The sequence below is a fragment of the Mangrovicoccus sp. HB161399 genome, assembly GCF_013184745.1.
Taxonomy (GTDB): domain Bacteria; phylum Pseudomonadota; class Alphaproteobacteria; order Rhodobacterales; family Rhodobacteraceae; genus Mangrovicoccus.
In genome coordinates, this window is sequence record NZ_JAATVU010000238.1 from 1 (window position 1) to 1,339 (window position 1,339).

General features: G+C 78.4%; 1 protein-coding gene and 1 pseudogene. Both read right to left on the minus strand.

Going from position 1 to position 1,339, the window contains the following annotated elements; translation table 11 throughout:
* Positions 1 to 439 (minus strand): annotated as a pseudogene (locus tag HCC78_RS33445) (hypothetical protein); the annotation flags it as partial.
* A 400-nt stretch (positions 440 to 839) separates the two neighbouring features.
* A complete protein-coding gene (locus tag HCC78_RS35165) occupies positions 840 to 1,265 on the minus strand; it encodes a transposase (protein WP_371743975.1) in 426 nt (141 codons plus the stop codon).
* Between the last annotated feature and the right edge of the window lie 74 nt (positions 1,266 to 1,339).

Sequence of the window (1,339 nt, forward strand, 5' to 3'; positions counted from 1 at the left end):
CCTGGCAGGCCTCCGAAAAGTCTTGCGCGCGGACGGTTTCCGGCGTTCTGGGCGGGGTGGCGCGATCTTCCGGCCTTTCTTGCCCCCGGAACGAGTGGCGCGGCGGCCGCCGCCTCGAGATGGCCGGCAGCCGCGGCAGGCGGGCGGGGCTTGCCGCCGCCAGGGTGAGGACGAAGCGGGAGCGCACCCGCTCGGCGCCGCGACGGACGGCCTGCGCCGCGGCGGCCGCCGTCTCGGACCGGCAGAAAGGCTCCTCGAAGCGCTGCCGATGCCTCCGCGACAGCGCGCGGCCCTTGTGCCGCGCGGTCCGTCCGCCGGTGGCCGGGAACCGCTCTTTCTGCGCGGCATGGAGGGCGATGCAGGCCGGCCTGCGACCGGCCACGGACCCGGCGGCGCCCGGAGCTGCCCATCGCGGCGCCGCCTCCGCCGGCACCCCCATGCCGAGCGTCCGCCGCCGGGCCGGGCGAGCGGCGGTGCATCATGCCGAGCGCCGCCCTGCGTTCGGCACGGCCGCCGCCCCGGCCCAGGTCGCCCTGGACGGCAAGCCCGCTGCGCCACCGGCGCGTTCCCCGGACCTGCGGCGGAACACGCCTCATGTCCATCAGCGCGTGTCCGAGGAATCCCGGCGTCGCGCCGGTGCCGGGCGGCTTCCGGCAGAGCCGCGCCTCCGGACCCGGGGGCCGGGGCATGCGTCGCGTTGGGACGCTTCCCGCCCCTGAAATCCACGCCAGCATGTCGGCTGCGGCTGGCGGGGCGGGGGGCGGGCGTGGCTCCGGACCGGTCCGGCGGGGCGGCGCCGCGTGCCGGAGGATCGCCGCCCTCCTTCGGCCGCATGCTCTTCATCGGCGCCCGGGCCTCCGCCAGCGTGCCGCCGGCCGGGAAATGGCCGTCCGGCAGCAGCGGGGCGGCCTCGCGATGCGCCGGGATGGCGGCCATCGCCGTGCGCGGCATGTCCGTGGCGGGCAGGCGGTCGCGGCGCCTGCTGAAGACGGCCGGCCTCCGTCCCGGGGCTGCGCCCGTCCAGGGCCGGAATCCGTCCGCCGGACAGTTGTCCGGGCGCCCTCCGCCCGGACGGTGCTGCCGATGCCCAGGCCGGCGGACCAGCGGAACGGCAGGTCGCCGTCCAGCTGCGCCACCGGCTGCCGTCCGGAGCGGACCGGGAACAGGATCTGCAGCAGGCTCGCATGGACCAGCCGCTCGGGGGCGATCGGGGGACGGCCGGAACCGGCGCAGAGCGCCGCAAGCTCGCCGCCGGGGCCCGCCAGGTCGTCCGCCCTGGGCCTCGGCCCGGTGGCGGCACCATGGCTCGCTGGGCGACCCGCCGGATCGGGCGCAGCGG